Annotated in this window: 17 protein-coding genes and 2 other annotated features; of the genes, 15 read left to right on the forward strand and 2 right to left on the reverse strand. The window is 45.5% G+C overall.

What is annotated here, in order from left to right; genetic code table 11:
* Positions 1–40 precede the first annotated feature (40 nt).
* From NLX67_RS08890 to NLX67_RS08930, 9 genes are all read left to right on the forward strand, one after another.
* Positions 41–1,426, forward strand: coding sequence for a replication initiation and membrane attachment family protein (locus NLX67_RS08890; protein WP_254311576.1), 1,386 nt, complete (start codon positions 41–43; stop codon positions 1,424–1,426).
* The gene (gene dnaI, locus NLX67_RS08895; RefSeq protein WP_254311448.1) at positions 1,413–2,339 is read left to right on the forward strand and encodes a primosomal protein DnaI; all 927 of its coding nucleotides are present in this window, start codon (positions 1,413–1,415) and stop codon (positions 2,337–2,339) included. Before NLX67_RS08890 ends, dnaI begins: the two co-directional genes overlap by 14 nt.
* Before the next feature lie 476 nt (positions 2,340–2,815).
* Entirely contained in the window at positions 2,816–4,747 is a 1,932-nt protein-coding gene (gene thrS, locus NLX67_RS08900; RefSeq protein ID WP_254311450.1) for a threonine--tRNA ligase, read from the forward strand.
* A 123-nt stretch (positions 4,748–4,870) separates the two neighbouring features.
* Positions 4,871–5,008: a sequence feature (ribosomal protein L20 leader region), on the forward strand.
* Positions 5,009–5,060: 52 nt separating this feature from the next.
* On the forward strand, positions 5,061–5,579 hold the full coding sequence (gene infC / locus NLX67_RS08905; RefSeq protein ID WP_156153964.1) for a translation initiation factor IF-3: 519 nt from the start codon (positions 5,061–5,063) through the stop codon (positions 5,577–5,579).
* A 23-nt stretch (positions 5,580–5,602) separates the two neighbouring features.
* A complete protein-coding gene (gene rpmI / locus NLX67_RS08910; protein WP_046178596.1) occupies positions 5,603–5,800 on the forward strand; it encodes a 50S ribosomal protein L35 in 198 nt (65 codons plus the stop codon).
* Between the two features lie 35 nt (positions 5,801–5,835).
* Positions 5,836–6,192, forward strand: coding sequence for a 50S ribosomal protein L20 (gene rplT / locus NLX67_RS08915; protein ID WP_046178597.1), 357 nt, complete (start codon positions 5,836–5,838; stop codon positions 6,190–6,192).
* 141 nt (positions 6,193–6,333) lie between these two features.
* A complete protein-coding gene (locus NLX67_RS08920; RefSeq protein ID WP_082091444.1) occupies positions 6,334–6,603 on the forward strand; it encodes a DUF1294 domain-containing protein in 270 nt (89 codons plus the stop codon).
* On the forward strand, positions 6,600–7,082 hold the full coding sequence (locus tag NLX67_RS08925) for a dUTP diphosphatase (RefSeq protein ID WP_254311452.1): 483 nt from the start codon (positions 6,600–6,602) through the stop codon (positions 7,080–7,082). The genes NLX67_RS08920 and NLX67_RS08925 overlap by 4 nt, the downstream gene beginning before the upstream one ends.
* A 20-nt stretch (positions 7,083–7,102) precedes the next feature.
* Positions 7,103–8,188 (forward strand): M42 family metallopeptidase, encoded by a 1,086-nt coding sequence (locus NLX67_RS08930; RefSeq protein WP_046178599.1) that lies wholly within the window; start codon positions 7,103–7,105, stop codon positions 8,186–8,188.
* Positions 8,189–8,227: 39 nt separating this feature from the next.
* Here NLX67_RS08930 and sspI read toward each other — a convergent pair whose 3' ends face one another.
* Entirely contained in the window at positions 8,228–8,428 is a 201-nt protein-coding gene (sspI, locus tag NLX67_RS08935; protein ID WP_082091445.1) for a small acid-soluble spore protein SspI, read from the reverse strand.
* Between the two features lie 91 nt (positions 8,429–8,519).
* On the opposite strand from sspI, the gene NLX67_RS08940 reads away from it, so the two are divergent.
* The 3 genes from NLX67_RS08940 to pheT all read left to right on the forward strand — a co-directional run bounded on the left by NLX67_RS08940 (position 8,520) and on the right by pheT (position 13,059).
* Positions 8,520–9,275, forward strand: coding sequence for a TrmH family RNA methyltransferase (locus tag NLX67_RS08940; RefSeq protein WP_156153949.1), 756 nt, complete (start codon positions 8,520–8,522; stop codon positions 9,273–9,275).
* Between the two features lie 47 nt (positions 9,276–9,322).
* Positions 9,323–9,553, forward strand: a binding site (T-box leader).
* Positions 9,554–9,634: 81 nt separating this feature from the next.
* Positions 9,635–10,630, forward strand: coding sequence for a phenylalanine--tRNA ligase subunit alpha (pheS, locus tag NLX67_RS08945; RefSeq protein ID WP_256519742.1), 996 nt, complete (start codon positions 9,635–9,637; stop codon positions 10,628–10,630).
* 14 nt (positions 10,631–10,644) lie between these two features.
* A complete protein-coding gene (gene pheT / locus NLX67_RS08950) occupies positions 10,645–13,059 on the forward strand; it encodes a phenylalanine--tRNA ligase subunit beta (protein WP_254311453.1) in 2,415 nt (804 codons plus the stop codon).
* A gap of 91 nt (positions 13,060–13,150) precedes the next feature.
* Here pheT and rnhC read toward each other — a convergent pair whose 3' ends face one another.
* A complete protein-coding gene (rnhC, locus tag NLX67_RS08955; protein ID WP_046178604.1) occupies positions 13,151–14,074 on the reverse strand; it encodes a ribonuclease HIII in 924 nt (307 codons plus the stop codon).
* 91 nt (positions 14,075–14,165) lie between these two features.
* Between rnhC and zapA the strand changes: the two genes are divergently transcribed.
* The 3 genes from zapA to NLX67_RS08970 all read left to right on the forward strand — a co-directional run bounded on the left by zapA (position 14,166) and on the right by NLX67_RS08970 (position 18,597).
* The gene (gene zapA / locus NLX67_RS08960) at positions 14,166–14,444 is read left to right on the forward strand and encodes a cell division protein ZapA (protein WP_046178605.1); all 279 of its coding nucleotides are present in this window, start codon (positions 14,166–14,168) and stop codon (positions 14,442–14,444) included.
* Positions 14,445–14,511: 67 nt separating this feature from the next.
* On the forward strand, positions 14,512–16,218 hold the full coding sequence (gene polX, locus NLX67_RS08965; RefSeq protein WP_254311455.1) for a DNA polymerase/3'-5' exonuclease PolX: 1,707 nt from the start codon (positions 14,512–14,514) through the stop codon (positions 16,216–16,218).
* Between the two features lie 24 nt (positions 16,219–16,242).
* Positions 16,243–18,597 carry an endonuclease MutS2 gene (locus tag NLX67_RS08970; protein ID WP_046178607.1) on the forward strand — a complete coding sequence of 785 codons (2,355 nt, stop codon included), beginning with the start codon at positions 16,243–16,245 and terminating at the stop codon, positions 18,595–18,597.
* Positions 18,598–18,601: the final 4 nt, after the last annotated feature.

The raw sequence follows: 18,601 nt of genomic DNA on the forward strand, positions 1-18,601 counted from the left end.
TTTTTTCTTCTTATCTAAAGAAGGCATTGAGGTGAACAGCATGAATCGGCACTGGAATGAAATGCAGCCTGCCGACGCGTATACGATTACAGTGTCCGGCTGTGTGGACAGCCTTGAGCAAAAAGTGATCACGCTTTTGTACCAGCCGCTAATTGGTGCGCAAGCGCTCAGCTTGTACATGACCATGTATGCGGAAGTGGAGGACGGCAAGCTGTCATCAGGCAGCGCGCCGCATTATCACTTAATGAATACGCTCGGCTGCAGTCCGCAGCAAATATATGAAGATCGGCTGAAGCTTGAAGGAATTGGTTTGTTAAAAACATATGTGAAAAAAACAGAAGAAAGCCGGGGGTTTTTATACGAATTATTGCCGCCGCTCGCACCGGATCAATTTTTTACAGACGGCTTATTAAATGTTTTTTTGTACCGGAAAATTGGCAAGCCTCATTTTTTGCGGCTGAAGCGGATGTTTTGTGACCGTGAGCCGAAGTCGCCTGATTTCCGTGATGTGACACACGCCTTTGCTGACGTGTTTTCAACAGGTTATATGGATGCGCAGGAAGCAGAACTGGACAGCACCCCGGAGCCTGGCAGCCGTTTAGCATCAAAGGGCACCAAAACAGGACCCGTTTTAAATGAATCTTTTGATTTTTCCGCGCTTGAGCGTGCGTTAAAAGATGCGTTAATACCCGCCTCTTCTTTGACACCATTTATAAAAGAAACGCTTAAAAAGCTGTCATTTTTATATGGGATCAGACCGCTTGATATGAAAAACCTGGTCCTGTCTTCGTTAAATGAACAAGATGAAATTGACGTGGATGAGCTTCGGAAGTCGGCTCGTAATGCGTATCAATTTGAATCGGGTGGACGTTTGCCGGATATGACACCCCGTATTCAAAAGCAGGAGGGCGCAGCAAATGCTGAACCGAAAACACAAGAAGAAAAGCTGGTTTTCCATTGTGAATCGGTCACCCCGTATCAAATGATCGTTGATATATCTGATAGAGCGCCTTCATCTGTTGATATGAAATTAATTGAACAAGTTATGCTTCAGTACAATTTCACGCCGGGAGTAATGAATGCGCTCATTCAATATGTTATGCTGAAATCAAATATGAAGCTGTCAAAAAGCTTTATGGACAAAATTGCGGCGCAATGGGCACGGAAAAAAATTAAAACAGCCAAAGAAGGCATTGAGCTCGCCAAAAGTGAGCAAAAGCAGTCGGATGAATGGACGAAATCAAAAAGTTCACCAAAATCAGCTGGAACCCGAAAAACAACCCGGCAGGAAAAACTGCCATCCTGGTTCACTGAAAAAGAAGAAAAGCCGGAAACAGTTGACCAAAGCTTTGAAGAAGAGAAAAAGAAGCTAGAGGAAGCACTTCGAAAACGAACAGAGAGGGCGTCGGCCGGTGAAAAAGATTAATGAAGCACTCGGGAAAATGAAAGCGTCGCCCGGGTTTAATGAACAGTACGAACAGACGAAGCGGGAAGTGCTGTCAGATAAGACGGTTCAATCATTTATTAAAGAACATGAGCTGGGCGAAAAAGAAGTAGCGCGCGCGATGGGAAAACTATATGAATATACAACTCAGAGCCATAACTGCGGTAAATGTCCGTCTCTTGATGGATGCATCAATGTGATGGCCGGTTTTGAACCGGAGCTCGCTATGCGTTATAAAGCAGTGGAGCTTGATTACAAACGCTGTTCGCGGAAAATCCGCGATGACGAAATGAAGCATTTAAGGCGGCATGTAAAAAGTCTTTATATGCCGGGTGACGTACTGAAAGCTACATTTGCACAAGTAGAGCTTGATAATCGAAGCCGGTTGAGCGCAGTGTCAACGGCGAAAGATTTTGTGGATGGATACAAGCTGGGAGAAACGTCAAAAGGCTTGTACATACATGGGAAATTTGGTGTTGGAAAATCCTTTTTGTTTGGCGCGATTGCCAATGAACTAGCTGAAAAACATATTGCATCAATGATAGTTTATTTTCCGGAATTCGTCCGTGAAATGAAACAGTCACTCAGTGACCAGTCGACAGGGGCGAAAGTAGAGGCAGTTAAGTCAGCTCCTGTCCTCATGATCGACGATATCGGCGCGGAGACGATGTCAAGCTGGATTCGTGATGATATACTGGGCACGATTTTACAGCATCGAATGTTAGAAGGACTCCCGGTTTTATTTACATCGAATTTTAATTATGCGGAGCTTGAGCATCATTTAACCCATTCACAGCGCGGAGAATCAGAAGCATTAAAAGCGGCGCGGATTATGGAGCGCATTAAATATTTAACAGTTCCGGTTGAGATGGCTGGTGCAAACCGGCGGCAATAAGAAAAGCGCAAGGCGCCTGCTTATTGGCGACAAGCATAAGACGAGGACTGGCGGAGGCGCTTTTTGCCTCCAGAAGGGCTTGGCTTATGACCACGAGCCGATGGCGCCTGGAGCTGGACAACGCTCAAAACATATACTTTCGTATCTTACGAAAATCGCCCTTGATTTTGAATGGGATGGGTACTATAATAACGTCATATGAAAAGCTAAGACAGGGACATGTTTCATTTGGGACGTCTTTAGAGAGGGAAAGCATCGGCTGCAACTTTCCCGTCGCGAACAAATGTTTTTACCACCCTCGAGCTCTGCTTCTGAATCAATTCGATTAAGAAGCGGCGGCACCAGACCGTTATCTGACTGCAATTGAGCCGGGGGTTACCCTCGGAAAGTTGGGTGGAACCGCGATTAAACCTCGCCCCTTCGTTTATGGAGGAGCGGGGTTTTTTGTCGTTTTTAGAAAAAAGGAGGCAACACACATGTCGATTCAATTAACATTTCCGGATGGAGCCGTAAAGGAATTTCCCGCTGGAACAACAATGGAGGATGTCGCACAGTCGATCAGTCCGGGGCTGCGCAAAAAAGCACTAGCCGGTAAAGTAGCCGGTACGCCCATTGATTTAAAAACACCGATTGAACAAGACGGTTCGATTGAAATTATCACGCCGGATCATGCAGACGCATTAGAAATTTTGCGCCACAGTACAGCGCACTTAATGGCGCAGGCGCTCAAGCGTATATATGGTGCGGACAAAGTAAAGCTTGGTGTCGGCCCGGTTATTGAAGGCGGTTTTTATTATGATATTGATTTAGACGAGTCGATTACGCCGGAAGATTTGCCGGTCATCGAAAAAGAAATGAAAAAAATCATTAATGAAAATGTGCCGGTTGTCCGCAAAGAAGTAACACGCGATGAAGCAAAAGCGTTTTACGAAAAAATTGGCGATGAATACAAAATTGAACTTCTTGAAGCGATTCCGGCTGACGAAATAGTGACACTTTACGAGCAGGGCGATTTTACTGACCTTTGCCGAGGTGTACATGTGCCGTCAACTGGCAAACTGAAAGAATTCAAATTACTAAATATTGCCGGAGCGTACTGGCGGGGAAATTCTGATAATAAAATGCTTCAGCGCATTTACGGTACAGCATTCTTCAAAAAAGAAGAGCTTGAGCATCATTTGAAAATGATTGAGGAAGCAAAAGAGCGTGATCATCGTAAAATTGGGAAAGAGCTTGATTTATTTACAAATTCTCAAAAGGTTGGTCAAGGACTTCCGCTTTGGCTCCCGAAAGGTGCAACAATCCGACGTATTATCGAGCGCTACATTGTCGATAAGGAAGTAAGCCTTGGATATGACCACGTGTATACACCAGTAATGGGAAGCGTGGAATTGTATAAAACAAGCGGACACTGGGACCATTACCAGGACGGCATGTTCCCGGTTATGGAAATGGACAATGAAGACCTTGTGCTTCGTCCAATGAACTGCCCACATCACATGATGATTTACAAAAATGACATTCATAGCTACCGTGAATTGCCAATCCGTATTGCTGAGCTTGGCACAATGCACCGCTATGAAATGTCAGGTGCTCTTGCTGGCTTGCAGAGAGTCCGCGGCATGACACTAAATGATGCACACATTTTCGTTCGTCCAGATCAAATTAAAGATGAGCTGAAGCGTGTTGTGGAGCTCGTTCTGGCTGTTTACAAGGACTTTGACTTAAACGATTATTCATTCCGTTTGTCCTATCGTGATCCGGAGAACACAGAAAAATATTACGATGACGATGAAATGTGGGAAAAAGCGCAGGCGATGTTGAAAGAAGCAATGGATGAACTTGGTATGGAGTACGTAGAGGCGGAAGATGAAGCTGCATTTTACGGACCGAAGCTTGACGTACAGGTAAAAACGGCGCTTGGCAAAGAAGAAACATTGTCAACCGTTCAACTGGACTTCTTATTGCCGGAGCGTTTTGACTTAACATATGTCGGTGAAGACGGCAAGCAGCATCGTCCGGTTGTTATCCACCGCGGCGTTGTATCAACGATGGAACGGTTTGTCGCTTTCTTGATTGAAGAATACAAAGGTGCGTTCCCAACATGGCTTGCACCGGTACAGGTTCAAATCATCCCGGTATCGAATGAAGTTCATTATGACTATGCAAAACAATTGAAAGATCAATTGAAGTCAGCAGGCATCCGTGTTGAAATGGATAGCCGCGAAGAAAAGCTCGGCTATAAAATTCGCGAGTCACAAATGAAGAAAATTCCATACATGCTTGTTGTTGGCGACAAAGAGCTTGAAAGCGGCTCGGTTAATGTCCGTAAATACGGCGAACAACAGTCGGAAACGATGTCTTTCGACGATTTTCGCGAGCATGTCCAAAAAGAAGGCAAGCGTTAAGAAAAAAACTATTGTTTTTTTTGAAAAGCAATGGTATGATTTAAAACGTTGGTTCTTTCAGTAGTCTACTGGACATTTGAAAGAAGATATGATATAGTTACTTAGGTGAATAAAACACAATATAAAAGAAAGCAGAAGCACCCGCTTCTCACCTCGTCTGACAAAAAAGTTGGCAGGTTGACATGGTAAACAACAAAGCTGTTTAGTCGGCTTTTTACTGGCGGGGCATCTACTTCAGATGCTCCGCCTTTTTCATGCAAGCAGTGCGCTTATCTTTTAAACAGTGTTTTCTCAAATGACCTGGAGGTGGCTTATTATTAGCAAAGACATGAATTTAAACGAAGGCATCCGTGCCCGTGAAGTACGCTTGATTGACCAAAATGGTGAGCAGCTCGGCATTAAACAAAAACGTGAAGCCCTTGAAATTGCCGGCCGCGTTAATCTTGACCTTGTGCTTGTTGCTCCGAATGCGAAACCGCCGGTAGCCCGTATTATGGACTATGGCAAATTCAAATTCGAACAGCAGAAGAAAGACAAGGAAGCCCGCAAAAACCAAAAAATCATCCAATTGAAAGAAGTGCGTCTCAGCCCAAGCATTGATGACCACGATTTCGATACAAAACTTCGCAATGCGATTAAGTTTTTGGAAAAGGGTGACAAAGTAAAAGCATCGATCCGATTTAAAGGACGTGCGATTACGCATAAAGAAATCGGCCAGCGTGTACTTGACCGCTTTGCAGAAGCTTGCAAGGACGTTGCGACAATTGAGTCTAAGCCGAAAATGGATGGCCGTAGTATGTTCCTTATTATGGCGTCGAAAAACGAAAAGTAAACCAGTTTGAGGAGGAAGTCGAAATGCCAAAAATGAAAACTCACCGTGGTTCTGCCAAACGTTTCAAGAAAACAGGTTCAGGTAAACTGAAACGTTCCCACGCTTATACAAGTCACTTATTTGCAAACAAATCTACAAAGCAAAAACGTAAATTGCGCAAAAGTGCAATGGTTTCTAAAGGCGATTTCAAACGCATTCGCCATATGCTTGACAATCTGTAAGAAAATCAACGCAACATCATTAGGAGGGAAATAGTATGCCACGCGTAAAAGGCGGTACTGTAACACGCAAACGTCGTAAAAAGGTTCTTAAGTTAGCAAAAGGTTATTTCGGTTCGAAACATCGTTTATATAAAGTTGCCAATCAACAAGTTATGAAATCCCTGCAATATGCATACCGGGATCGCCGTAACAAAAAACGTGATTTCCGCAAATTGTGGATCACGCGTATTAACGCAGCTGCACGTATTAACGGTCTTTCTTACAGCCGTTTAATGCACGGCTTGAAACTTGCCGGCATTGAAGTAAACCGCAAAATGCTTGCTGATCTTGCAGTCAGCGATGAAAAAGCATTTACACAGCTTGCAGAAGCTGCAAAAAAACAACTAGGCTAATTTTAGCTTTGAAACCGTCCTGACTTCTTGTCAGGACGGTTTTTTGTTTTGTTTATAATGAATGGACGCAAATCCTTCCAAGTGTGCACAAATTATGCGCTTTCGCAGTAAGTTTGCTAAAATAGATGAGGAGGTGCGGCAGTGTCTATTGTTTTTATTTATTTTATAGCGATTAACTTTATCACGTACGTCACCATGGCGAACGATAAGAAAAAAGCACGGAAAAATCAGTATCGGACGAGAGAACGAACACTTTGGCTATTGGCCTTATTAGGCGGTGCACCCGGTGGCTTTATCGCCATGCAGACATATCGCCACAAAACAAAGCATAACGCTTTTAAATATGGCATGCCGGCTTTAGCTGTAATTGATTTATTACTTCTCGCAATGACTGGAGGAACTGCGATTTGAATATTGAAAAATTGTATAACATGCAGCGGGGACTTGATGAATACATAAAAAAAGGTCATGACTTGAAAGGCGTCGATTTGTTTGATCAAAAGGTGCTGGCATTGCTGGTAGAAATAGGCGAATTGGCCAATGAGACGCGCTGTTTTAAATTTTGGAGCAAAAAAGGGCCGTCCGAACGAAATGTCATTTTAGAAGAATTTGTCGATGGTGTTCATTTTATTTTATCACTTGGCCTTTTAACAAATAATAGAGCGGAGCCTGAAAAAGAAGTATCGGCTGAAACAGCAACGGTGCAGTTCTTACATGTGATGGAATCCGTTCACACTTTTCAAAAAACAAAATCAGAAGGTGATTATGGGCTGCTCCTGAACCGCTATTTTGCATTAGGAGATATGCTTGGCTTTTCATCTGATGAAGTTGAACGGGCATATATCGCCAAAAATGAAGTAAACTACGAACGACAGCAATCGGGCTATTAATAAAAAAGGGGAGTGTATTAATGAAGAAACTTGACCAAACGTTAACCATGTTAAAAGAATTAACTGATGCAAAAGGTATTGCCGGCAACGAGCGTGAAGTGCGCGATGTCATGCAAAAATACATCGAACCATTTGCCGAAGAAGTGACAACAGACGGGCTAGGCAGCTTAATCGCAAAAAAAACAGGTGATGCGAACGGTCCAAAAATTATGGTAGCCGGTCACTTGGATGAAGTCGGTTTTATGGTCACACGTATTGATGACAAAGGGTTTATTCGTTTTCAAACGGTTGGCGGATGGTGGAGCCAGGTGATGCTCGCACAACGTGTCACAATCGTCACGCGTAAAGGCGATGTGACGGGTGTGATCGGTTCAAAACCGCCGCACATTTTGCCGGCAGAAGCACGCAAAAAACCAGTTGATATTAAAGATATGTTCATCGATATCGGTGCATCAAGCCGTGAGGAAGCAACTGAATGGGGTATTCGTCCAGGTGATATGGTCGTGCCGTATTTTGAATTTACGGTCATGAACAATGAAAAAATGCTGCTTGCAAAAGCGTGGGATAATCGAATCGGCTGTGCGATTGCGATTGACGTCATGAAATACGTACAGAATAAACAGCATGCCAACGTTGTATATGGCGTTGGAACAGTACAGGAAGAAGTTGGTTTACGCGGTGCGAAAACGTCCGCTCACCAAATTGGGCCGGATATCGCGTTTGGTGTTGATGTCGGGATTGCCGGTGACACGCCAGGTGTAACAGAAAAAGAAGCGATGGGTAAAATGGGTAAAGGGCCACAAATTATCTTGTACGACGCATCGATGGTTTCGCATAAAGGATTGCGCGATTTCGTGACGGATGTTGCAGATGAGCTTAACATCCCATACCAATATGATTCAATGGCGGGAGGCGGAACAGATTCCGGCGAAATTCATATGACGGCAAATGGCGTCCCTACTCTGTCGGTGACGATTGCGACGCGCTACATTCATTCTCATGCTGCGATGCTTCACCGGGATGATTACGAGAATGCAGTGAAGCTTCTCGGAGAAGTCATTCTTCGTTTGGACCGTGACACAGTTAATACAATTACATTTGACTAAAACAAAACCGCTCACAACGCTGTGAGCGGTTTTTTCCTGTTATTGCAGAGCGGACGACATGCGCTCTAACACGACTTTTTGTTCTTCGGTTGTGCTTTTTTTCCAGAATAGTTCCAGCATAACACCAAGACCTGGCAGTGTTTTTTCTTCGCCGGTTGAAATCGCATCTTGGATCACTTCTGACAATTCATTTGGATTTTGACCATTTAAATTTTGAATCACTGCGCCTCGCAAATTCATGTTCATCCCTCCTCGTTTCTGTTATTTTCACCATAGCGGCGCCCATTATACAGAAAAATGCTATAATGAATGCGGTGAAAGGAGAATGACCGTGAATTATATCCAATCCGCGAACAATACACATATAAAACAACTGAATAAGTTATGGACAAAAAAAGAACGGGATAAAACCGGCCTTTATTTACTTGAAGGGTTTCATCTTGTTGAAGAAGCACTTCGTCATAAAGAATATATAGAGGAACTGCTTTTGTCCGAAGAAGCAGTTCCTCCGGCATCCTGGAATGTGGACGATTTGAACGTGACGATGATTTCTGCTGATGTCGCAAAAAAGCTGTCTGATACGGAAAATGGACAAGGCGTTTTTGCGTTATGCAGAAAGCAGGAAACAGTAGATTTACCGGATGGAACGACATTTTTGCTGCTCGATGCCGTGCAGGATCCGGGTAACATTGGTACAATGATTCGAACGGCTGATGCGGCAGGGCTTGATGCCGTTTTGCTTGGTCATGGATCAGGCGACCTGTACAATCCAAAAGTGCTTCGTTCGGCGCAGGGAAGCCATTTTCATCTGCCTGTTATGTCAATGGACTTAATGGATGCGATCGTGGAATTGAATAGCCGCAACGTTCCCGTGTATGGCACAGCACTTGAAGGCGCTGTTGATTACCGCGAAACAAATCCGGGTCCGTTCGCGCTCATTGTCGGCAACGAAGGCAGCGGTGTGCGTCAGGAGCTTTTGGGCATCACGACAAAAAATGTGTACATTCCGATTTATGGTCAAAGTGAATCACTTAATGTCGCGGTTGCTGCCGGCATTCTTCTGTATCATTTTCGGGAAAACAATTGAATTTCAAAAATGGGTTGTCTATAATAAGTAAGTATAAATTTGATAACCAAAAGGCAATGACGGAGAAAAGTACGCCATCCTTCTTTTTTTAGAGAGAAAATGCCCAGACTGAAAGCATTTTTAAAAAGAAATGGCCGAAGTTCACCTCCCGAGCCGGTGCTTGGACCACTTTTGTGTAAAGGCACACCGGTTTTTACCGTTATCTGAATGAAGTGAACGCGTGTTTTTTTGCGCGTTAAAAAGGGTGGTACCGCGATATCAGAAGCCTCGTCCCTTTCCGGGAACGGGGCTTTTTTTGTTGCCAAAAAGGAGGAAAAAACGTGGAAGAACAGTTAAGAGGGCTGCAGGAAGAAGCGGTTATGAAAGCAGCGGCAGCGCAGGATTTAAAAGAACTGAATGACGTGCGTATCGCGTATCTCGGCAAAAAAGGGCCGGTTACAGAAGTATTAAAAGGCATGGGAAAGCTTACAGCAGAAGAACGTCCAAAAATGGGCGCGCTTGTGAATGTCGTCCGTGAAGCGATCACAAAAGCGATTGAAACAAAACAAGTATCGCTTGAATCAGAAGCGATTCAAAAGCAGCTGGCAGAAGAGTCGATTGATGTGACATTGCCAGGCCGTCCGGTGAAGCTTGGCGGCCATCATCCATTGACACGCGTGACAGAAGAAATTGAAGATTTATTTATTGGCATGGGCTATACAGTAGCGGAAGGACCGGAAGTGGAACAGGATTATTACAACTTCGAAGCGCTCAATTTGCCAAAAGGTCACCCAGCACGCGACATGCAGGATACATTCTACATTACGCCGGAACTTTTAATGCGTACGCATACGTCACCTGTCCAAGTGCGAACGATGCTGAAACATGCAGGCAAAGGACCAGTGAAAATTATTTGTCCAGGTAAAGTATACCGCCGCGACAGCGATGACGCGACGCATTCTCATCAATTCAACCAAATTGAAGGGCTTGTTGTCGGTGAAAACATCCGCATGAGCGACTTGAAAGGCACACTGGATGCTTTTGCGAAAAAAATGTTCGGCACGGACCGCGAAATCCGTCTTCGTCCAAGCTTTTTCCCTTTTACAGAGCCATCGGTTGAAGTCGATGTCAGCTGCATGTGCGGCGGCAAAGGCTGTTCGATTTGCAAGGGGACCGGCTGGATTGAAGTGCTTGGTGCCGGCATGGTACATCCGAATGTACTTGAAATGGCTGGCTTTGATTCAACGGTATATTCCGGTTTTGCTTTTGGCATGGGGCAGGAACGCATTGCGATGCTGAAATACGGCATTGATGACATACGCCATTTTTACACGAACGATCTTCGCTTTTTGCAGCAATTTTCTGTACACGAATAAGGAGGAATTCACACATGTTTGTTTCATATAAATGGCTGTCACAATATGTTGACATTGCCGATCAGACGCCGGAAGAACTGGCTGAAAAAATTACGCGTGCCGGTATTGAAGTGGAAGGCGTGGAAATGCCTGCTGCTGAAATGAAAGGCATTGTCGTCGGCTACGTGAAAACGCGCGAGCAGCACCCGAATGCCGATAAATTAAGCAAATGCCTTGTTGATGTGGGTGAAGAAGAGCCGGTCCAAATTATTTGCGGCGCAAAAAATGTGGATGCCGGTCAATATGTAGCGGTGGCAAGAACCGGTGCGGTATTGCCAGGCAATTTTAAAATTAAACGCGCAAAACTACGCGGCGAAGAATCAAACGGCATGATTTGCTCGCTGTCAGAACTGGGTATTGAAAGCCGCTTGAATCCGAAAGAATACGCTGAAGGCATTTTTAACTTCCCGAACGACGTAACGCCGGGAGAAGATGCACTCGCTGCGTTAAACCGAGACGATGCGATTTTAGAATTATCACTAACGCCAAACCGCTCCGATGCCCTAAGTATGATTGGTGTTGCGTATGAAGTCGCAGCGATTTTAGGACGCAATGTAAAATTGCCGGAACCAAATCCGGTTGAAGCGGATGAGCAGGCATCTGATGCGATTCAAATTCGCATTGACGCGCCAGAAGACAATCCGCTTTACGTCGCCCGTGTTGTGAAAGGTGTGAAAATCGGCCCATCGCCGCTTTGGATGCAGACGCTTCTTATGAACGCTGGCGTACGTCCACATAACAACGTCGTGGACATTACAAACTACGTATTGATGGAATATGGGCAGCCGCTCCATGCGTTTGACCTTGACCGGCTTCAAACAGGTGAAATCGTCGTTCGCCGTGCAGAGGAAGGCGAGAAATTTGTCACGCTTGATAACGCAGAACGCACACTGTCAGCAGAACAGCTTGTTATTACAAACGGCCAAGAGCCTATTGCGCTTGCCGGCGTGATGGGCGGCGCCAATTCAGAAGTAACAGAACAGACTGTCAACGTATTGATTGAGTCTGCTTATTTTGACAGCCAGATCGTTCGCGCCGCTTCAAAAGCACACGGGCTTCGTTCAGAAGCAAGTGCCCGCTTTGAAAAAGGCGTGGATCCTGCTCGCGTGCAGGCATCATGTGATCGGGCGGCCGAACTCATGACGGAGCTTGCAGGCGGAACTGTTCTTTCTGATAGTGTTATTGCAGGCGAATATGCACCTGAACCTAAAAAAGTGTCGATTACGCTTGATCGGTTGAATACGCGCCTTGGCACAGAGCTGCAAATGGGCGGCGTCGAAGACATTTTCAGCCGTCTGAAGTTTACGACTGAAACAAATGGCGATGAAATTACCGTAACAGTACCGACGCGACGCGGTGATATTACCATTCCGGAAGATTTAACGGAAGAAGTGGCGCGTCTTTACGGATATGACCACATTCCGCTCACACTGCCGGAAGGAGAATCGCTGCCAGGCGGATTATCACCTTACCAGCTCGGCCGCCGCGTTGTCCGCCGTTATTTAGAAGGCGCCGGATTCAATCAGGCGGTCACATATTCGTTAACATCCGAAAAACGGGCGGCTCAATTTTCGCTTGAGAAACGCAAGCCAGTCGCGCTTGCGATGCCGATGAGTGAAGAACGTGCGTACTTGCGTGAGAGCCTGCTGCCGCATTTAGTGGAAGCGGCTGCGTACAACAGTGCCCGTCAAATGGGCTCTGTCGCTTTATACGAAACAGGTTCTGTTTACTTAAATGAAGGCGAAAATGTACAGCCGAAAGAAGAGGAACGACTTGCCGGTATTATAACGGGAATGTGGCAGGAGCATTTATGGCAAGGAGAGAAAAAAGCAGCTGATTTCTTCACCGTCAAAGGTGTCATTGAAGGAGTGGCCGCACGCCTAGGCTTAATGGACCGGTTGTCATTCCAAAAAGCAGCACCGGAAGGATTCCATCCAGGCCGGACAGCGAGTGTTCTTTTCGATGAGCAGCCAATCGGTGTGATCGGCCAGCTTCATCCGTCATTTGCGAAAGAAGTCGATTTAAAAGAAGCGTATTTATTTGAATTAAAGCTGGATGTTTTATTAAATGCTGCGCGTAAAGACTTAGCGTACGTGCCAATTCCACGCTTTCCATTCATCAGCCGTGATATCGCGCTCGTTGTGGACAGAACAGTTGAATCTGCATCGCTCGAAGGAATCATTAAAGAAGCAGGCGGATCGCTGCTGACGAACGTCCACGTGTTTGATGTATACGAAGGAGACCGGATGGAAGCAGGCAAGAAATCTGTCGCATTCGCTTTAACATATGTCAATCCGGACAAAACATTAACAGACGAAGAAGTCACTGCGGTGCATGAAAAAGTGCTTGCCGCGCTGAAGGAAAAAGCAGACGCAGATTTGCGGGCATAAAGTAAATGGGCTGTGCAGAGGGATAAAACATTCCTTTTGCACAGCCTATTTATATTATTTGAAGGATGACCCCGCCGGCTAATTAAAGGAATTAAAGACCTCTGACAATCCGTTTCGCTTTTTCCGTATTGGCAAAATGAAGCTTCGTAAAGGGGCGCAGAACGCTTTCGTCGTATGTTTGAATCAGCCGGGCCGCCGCTTTGTCCACAATGGAACCGGCGCCTTTTGGAATGGGAAAACCTGCTTTTTCAGACAATATGTCCATTTCTTTTAAGAATGCATAACGCGCTAAAATGGAGGCAGCGGCAACCGAACTATGAATGCTTTCGCCTTTCGTGCTGAAAAAGACGTTTTCCTGCACGATATTTTTCTGTCCTGTTAAGTGGCGGTAATAAATCGGCTTTTCGGCAAATTGGTCAATGAGCACAGCTTCTGGTTTTTCGGGCGCGATCTTATCAAGAAGCTTGCCGAGCGCCTGATTGTGCAAGATTGCTTTGATTTTTCCTTGTGACATGCCGCTTTCTTGTAAATCATTATACTTTTCATTTCGTAAAATAAGCAGGCTGTACGGAATATCTTTCAACAGTTTTTTTGCAACTAACACAATTTCAGGGTCTTTCATATCTTTTGAATCCCGGACCCCAAGTGCTTTCAGCTCTGCAATCCGGCTTTTTTCGACAAAAGCGGCGACGACCGTGATCGGACCAAAATAATCGCCTGTTCCGACTTCATCGCTCCCGATCACTGACATCCCTGCAAAACCATCCGGCAGATTTCCGCTTGGTGCTGAAGGTTTTTTTGGTTTTGGTTTGGCTGTTTGCCCGTCCCATTTTGCTGATTCTCGCTCCGCATTTTTCCCTTGAAATAGCACTTTTCCTGAACGGTAGCCTGTCACAGAACAGCCATCCCTTTTAGCGGCAAAGACAGCTCCAGCGGGCAGAGTGGCCGGAACACCATAATAGTTCTTCATTTTTTGTAATGTATCGTTGTTTACAACAAGCACAGTATGACTCAATTCGACATCCTCCAGACTTTCTTCCTTTTCACGGTAAATAACTCATGGTATGATATATAACAGAATTGCAACAGAAATGGGGGCCTTGCATTTGTCGGATGGACAAAAGACTCGCCTAACAGTTGACATTTACGGAAATCAGTATACGATTATCGGAACTGAATCAGAATACCATATTCGCTGTGTAACGGAAATGGTTGATGACAAAATGCGTGAACTCGGCAGCCGTAATGCTTCGCTCGATACGCAGAAAATTGCGGTGCTGACGGCTGTTAATATGGTGAATGATTACTTAAAGATGGAAGAAGAATTAGAGCAGATGAAAATGGAATTAAGCCACATGAAAAACCGGAATGCCGTCAACGGCTGAAAAACTTCTCTCCTATTTGGTAGAGAAGTTTTTTTCTGCTACTATTAAAGAAAAGCAGGTGACATGAATGGTAAATAAAAAAGATATTATTCAATTGCTTGAAAAAATTGCGATTTACATGGAGTTAAAAGGAGACAACCCATTTAAAATATCCGCATTCCGAAAAGCGGCAGCAGCGCTTGAACAGGATGAACGCAGCCTTTCTGAGATTGATGACGTGACGAAATTATCGGGAATCGGAAAAGGAACTGCCGCTGTTATTACAGAGTATATTGAAACGGGAGAATCGACGGTGCTGACAGAACTGTCTGGAGAAGTGCCTGAAGGGCTCATGGCACTTTTAGGACTGCCGGGTCTTGGCGGCAAGAAAATTGCCAAACTATATAAAGAACTTGGCATTACGAACATGATCGAATTAAAAACTGCGTGTGAAGAGAACCGCGTGCAGGCTCTTGCCGGATTTGGTGCGAAAACAGAAGAGAAAATTCTTGCGGCTGTTGAAAAGTCAGGCACGCAGCCGGACCGTCTGCCGATCATGTACGTACTGCCGATCGCAGAGCGTATTGAAGGTTATTTGGACAGTCTAGCTGAAATTAACGGTTTTTCACGGGCAGGCAGCTTGCGTCGATTGCGTGAAACAGTAAAAGATCTCGATTTTATAGTAGCAACGGAGCAGCCGGAAAAAGTAAAAGAACATCTTCTTGCCATGCTGGATATAAAAGAAGTGATTGCCGCCGGTCCGACAAAAGTGTCAGTTATTATTGAAGGAGACTTTGATTTATCGATTGACTTCCGGATTGTGTTGCCGGATCAGTTTGCCAGCGCACTCCACCATTTTACCGGCTCGAAAGACCATAACGTGAAAATTCGCCAAATTGCGAAAGAACGCAATGAGAAAGTAAGCGAATATGGGATTGAGCAGCCGGATGGAAGCGTTAAAACCTTTGACAGCGAAGAAGCACTCTACCACCATCTGGGGCTTCCGTTTTTCCCGCCGGAAATTCGGGAAGACGGCACCGAGACAGATAAATATGAAGAAGGAACACTCGTTCAGCTCTCAAACATAAAAGGTGATCTTCATATACATACAGCCTGGTCGGATGGCGCGTTTTCTATTGAAGAAATGATTGAAGCGTGCCGTGCGCGCGGATATGAATATATGGCGATTACCGATCATTCCCAGTACTTGAAAGTGGCGAACGGATTGTCCATCGAACGGCTCATCCGCCAAAATGAAGAAATCAAGGAGTGGAATGCGAAATTCAATGACATTGAGGTATTATCCGGAATTGAAATGGATATTTTACCGGATGGCACGCTCGATTATGAAGATGAGGTGCTGAAACAGCTTGATTTTGTTATCGCATCCATTCATTCAAGCTTTTCGCAGCCACAGGAGCAAATAATGGAGCGGCTTAAAACAGCGCTTTATAACCCATATGTGAAGCTCATTGCTCATCCGACCGGGCGTATTATCGGCCGCCGGGATGGCTATCCGGTCGACATGGAGGAGCTCATTCGGCTCGCGGCAGAAACGAACACAGCCCTTGAGCTGAACGCAAATCCATACCGGCTTGATTTATCTGCTGTTCATTTGAAAATGGCACAGGAAGCAGGCGCAAAAATTATGATCAATACAGATGCGCATGCGATCGAGCATCTTGAATTTATGGAAACAGGCGCAAGTGCGGGCAGAAAAGGATGGCTGCGGCCGGAGATGGTGATTAACACCTGGCCGAAAGACGAATTCCTTTCTTTTTTGCGCAGCATTTGATGCCCTTAAAGGAGTCGAAACCATTTGAACAAAAAAGTGCTTGCAACACTTGAATTTGATAAAATTATCGCAAAACTGGCCGGCCATGCTTCGTCTGAAGTCGGCCGGTCGTTTGCGGAAGAATTAAAGCCGTCGCATAATGCGGAGGAAGTGCAGCGCTGGCTTGATGAAACAGAAGAAGCGGCGGCTGTCATCCGGATTAAGGGAAATGTGCCGCTCGCCGGTATTTATGATATCCGTCCTCATGCCAAGCGGGCCCAAATCGGCGGTGTCTTAAGCGGCGTAGAACTAATGCGGATCGCAAGCACCATTGGAGCGAGCCGTCACATTCGCAAATTTATTGAAGACGTTCGTTCGGAAGGGCAAGTGACGCTGCGCATTTTACCGGAGAAAACAGCAGTCATTCCGGTATTGACAGACCTTGAGCACAAAATTAAACATACGGTAGATGAAAACGGACGTGTATTGGATTCAGCAAGTGATACATTGCGCCACATTCGTCACGGGATGCGGTCTGCTGAGTCACGGATCCGGTCAAAGCTTGAAAGCTTAACGCGCGGACAAAGCGCACAAAAAATGCTTTCAGATGCGATTGTAACGATACGAAACGACCGGTATGTGGTTCCGGTTAAGCAGGAATATCGGTCTCATTACGGTGGGATCGTGCATGACCAGTCTTCCTCGGGTCAGACGCTGTTTATTGAACCGGCGTCTGTGGTGAGTTTAAACAATGAACTGCGCGAGCTGACAGTGAAAGAACAATATGAAGTCGAAAAGATTTTACGTGATTTGTCAGCGGAAACGGCTGAACATGCGCCGGGCTTGTTCACGATGACGAAGATGCTCTCAGAAATCGACTTTATTTTTACAAAAGGGAAATTTGCCCGCTCCATGAATGCGACAAAGCCGCTTATTAATGAAGATGGGTATATTCATTATATTCAAGCGCGCCACCCCCTGCTGCCGGCAGATGAAGCAGTAGCGAGCGACATTGAAATTGGCAAAGACTATACGGCTATCGTCATTACCGGGCCGAATACCGGGGGGAAAACTGTCACCCTGAAAACGACTGGTCTTTCGGTTCTTATGGCGCAGTCCGGCTTATTTATCCCGGCCGAGGACGGGTCGGAAACGGCGATTTTTCAATCGGTATTCGCCGACATTGGCGATGAGCAGTCGATTGAACAAAATTTAAGTACGTTCTCTTCCCATATGGTGAATATTGCCGGCATTTTAAAAGAAATCGACCATGAAAGCCTTGTCTTATTTGACGAGCTTGGTTCAGGAACTGATCCGCAGGAAGGCTCGGCGCTGGCGATCTCGATCTTGGATGAAGTGATTGCACGTGGCGCCCGCATTATCGCGACGACGCACTATCCAGAACTAAAAGCATACGGATACAATCGAGAAAGTGTTATTAATGCGAGTGTAGAGTTTGACGTCGAAACGCTCAGCCCAACGTACCGATTGCTAATTGGCATTCCAGGCCGAAGCAACGCGTTTGAAATTTCAAAACGGATCGGCCTTGATCCGGAGATTATTGAAAATGCCCGAAACATGATCAGCGCAGATTCACATGAAGTTGACAACATGATTGCGGCACTCGATTCAAGCCGCAGACAAGCGGAACAACATGAACAAGAAACACGTGAGTATTTGCGTGATACGGAAAAGCTGCACCGGGATTTGCAAAAAGAAGTGATTGCCTACCATGAGCAAAAAGAAAAAATGGAAGAAAAGGCTCGTGCCGAAGCTGCAGAAATTGTTGGAAAGGCGCGGGTGGAAGCAGAAGAAGTGATGAGAGAGCTGCGCGCCCTCCGCCTGGCCGGTGGGGCGGGCGTAAAAGAGCATGAGCTTATTGAAGCAAGAAAAAGGCTGGAAAGCGCAGTGCCAGAGCAGAAAACGAAAAAACCAGTCATTGAATCTGCGAAGCGGCAATGGAAGCCAGGTGACGAAGTAAAAGTGATCAGCTTTGGCCAAAAAGGCAGCATTATTGAAAAAGCGGCCGGCGATGAATGGGTCGTGCAAATGGGTATCATTAAAATGAAAGTAGCAGAACCCGACATGCAATTTGTAAAATCGGAGAAAAAGAAAGAACCGAAGCCAATTGCGACGATTCGCGGCAAAGATTTTCATGTTTCATCTGAACTTGATCTACGCGGTGAACGGTATGAAGACGCGCTGAAGCGGGTTGAAAAGTATTTGGACGATGCACTTTTAGCTGGTTATCATCAAGTATCGATCATTCACGGAAAAGGTACGGGCGCTCTCATGAAAGGCGTGCGCGGTTATTTAACAAAACATCGGATGGTAAAAAATATTCGATTTGGTGGGTCTGGCGAGGGCGGCCTTGGCGTCACAATCGCTGAACTGAAATAAGGGG

The sequence above is a fragment of the Domibacillus sp. A3M-37 genome (assembly GCF_024213455.1).
Taxonomy (GTDB): domain Bacteria; phylum Bacillota; class Bacilli; order Bacillales; family Domibacillaceae; genus Domibacillus; species Domibacillus tundrae.